The 2,500-nt window shown below is 45.0% G+C and carries 2 protein-coding genes; both read left to right on the forward strand.

The window, feature by feature from the left end; genetic code table 11:
* On the forward strand, positions 1-1,971 hold a 1,971-nt coding region (plsB, locus tag A3761_RS14930; RefSeq protein ID WP_068750426.1), incomplete at its 5' end, for a glycerol-3-phosphate 1-O-acyltransferase PlsB.
* Complete coding sequence (locus tag A3761_RS14935) at positions 1,961-2,428, forward strand: DUF1499 domain-containing protein (RefSeq protein ID WP_082872067.1); 468 nt, start codon at positions 1,961-1,963, stop codon at positions 2,426-2,428. The genes plsB and A3761_RS14935, both read left to right, overlap by 11 nt.
* The last annotated feature ends 72 nt before the right edge of the window (positions 2,429-2,500 follow it).

The following is a 2,500-nucleotide window of genomic DNA, read 5'->3' on the forward strand; positions in this document are numbered from 1 at the left end:
GGCCGTCGCAGCCTAGTACAATTCAATCAGCCACTTTCTGTGCAACAAATGCTCGAGGAAAGTAAGCAAGACGAGAAGATTTGTGCTCGAAAAGCCGCTCGTATTTTACGTGTTCACTTTCGTCGTGTACGCCAAACCGTGCTGGGCCCGAACCTATCTCACAGACAAAACCTCGTTCACGGCATTATTAATAGCGGCCCAGTGAAAGCCGCAATTGAGAAACACGCCAGTGAAGAAGGTAAGACACCAGCCCAGTCCAGACAAATAGCTTTAAGCTACGCAGACGAACTGGCTTCCAACTTACAAATATCCACCATCCATTTTCTTGAACGTTTACTCAATAAACTGTGGAATAAGATTTATAACGGTATCAGCGCTAACAATGTCGACAAAGTCCGTGATGTCACCAAAGATCACGCTGTCGTCTACGCACCTTGTCATCGTAGCCACATCGATTACCTATTACTTTCTTCCAAATTATTTGAAGAGGGAATCATGGTGCCACATATTGCAGCGGGCATTAACTTAAACCTTCCTATTGTCGGTTCAATTTTACGCCGCGGCGGTGCTTTCTTTATGCGCCGAAGCTTCAAGGGCAACCCTCTGTACTCAACGGTTTTCTCTGAGTATATCCACACCATTTTCAAACGCGGCTACTCAGTAGAGTACTTTGTTGAGGGTGGTAGAAGCCGCACAGGACGCACACTTTCGCCTCGCGCTGGCATGGTAGCGATGACTGTCACCTCCTATCTCCGTGACCAACAAAAGCCTATCGCCTTTGTACCCACCTATTTCGGCTATGAGAAAGTATTAGAGGGCAGTTCTTATCAAGGCGAGCTTCGTGGCAACAAGAAGCAAAAAGAGTCTATATTTGGCCTATTCAAATCACTTAAAAACCTACGCCGCTCTTTTGGTAAAGTTAGCTTGAACTTTGGTGAACCTATCTACCTTGAGGCCTACCTGGACCAACACCAAGAAAACTGGCGAGACTTTACGGGAATGCAAACCGAGAAACCGCAATGGTTGTCCGGTTTTGTCGACAAGCTCTCTCAGGAAATCGTTACCGGAATCAATAGCTCCGCTGCGATTAATCCTATTAATTTCACTGCCTTGGTACTACTGGCAACCGAACGCTATGCCATGGATGCGAAAGTACTAGGCCGCGTAATGAACTGCTTCAATAGCCTGTTAAAAGAACAACCTTACAGCGAAGATATCACTTTTGCCGAAGGTGATGGCTTTGACTGGATTGAGTACGCTGAAAATATGCACCTGGTCGAGAGGCAAAAACAAGAACTGGGCGACATTATTAGCCTGACCGATAGAAATGCTGTGTCGCTCACTTACAACCGAAATAATATACTTCACTTGTTCGCAATCCCCTCTTTGATCGCCTGTTTAATGCAAAATAACAGTCGCATTGAGAAAACTCAGCTATATAGCCTGTTCAAATCAATCTACCCTTACATTCAGGCAGAACTTTTCCTTCGCTGGAGCAGTGACGAGGTCGAAACAGTATTTGAAGACTGGCTAAAAGTACTCATCCAACACAAGCTGGTAATTGACAACGGTGAGTACATTACTCGTCCGGCAAGCGGCAGTGAGGCCTTCGTAAACTTGTCCATCTTATCTCGTTTGATCATCCAGACCTTGGAACGCTACTACATAGTTGTTGCCATTCTTACGCGTAGTGGTTCAGGGAAGCTTGATGCCGAAGAACTTGAAAAACAGAGTACACTTATGGCTGAACGCATGTCGATTCTCTTTGGTCTCAATGCCCCGGAGTTTTTTGACAAAGCACTGTTCCGAAACTTCATTGCAACGCTGCAAAAAAAGGAATTCTTAACACTTAATGGCGCCAATAAGTTGGTATACGGTGAAGATGTTGAACGTGTAATAGAGGAAGCAAAATTTGTTCTGAACGCAGAACTCCGCCAGGCAATTATGGAAGTGACAGCACTTGAAGCCTAAGAACTGTGCTCTCTATGTCAGCCTTACTCTGCTAGCGATGACAAGTGGCTGCGCTGTCAGCCCGCTACAACAAAGTGATCCTGAACCTAGTCTCAATTGGTGCCCACCACTGCCTAATTGCGTCTCAACTGAAGCAAGTACCTTTTTTCACAAAATAGATCAGTTTTCCCTATCCATGCCTTTTGAAAAGGCGTGGCCACATGTAGTTGCTAGTGTAAACCAGCTCCCTCGCACCGAGATTTCACATCAATATCAGGGCTATATTTACGCAAAAAGTTATTCTCAAATATTTGGCTTTGTCGACTATTTCGAGGTACTTTATCAAGCTAATACAGAAACATTGAATGTACGTTCAGGCTCTCTACTAGGAATATCTGACCTATTGGTTAACTACCGAAGAACAGAACAACTTCGCGAGTCTTTGCTAACAAAACAAGTTATCTCACCCACGGACTAGCTCAGCTATCCAGGATTTTATAACGTCCGACACGCCAATCGTCTAATCCGGACTTATACCATCGCGAGAAGC

It is taken from the genome of Oleiphilus sp. HI0123, from assembly GCF_001635315.1.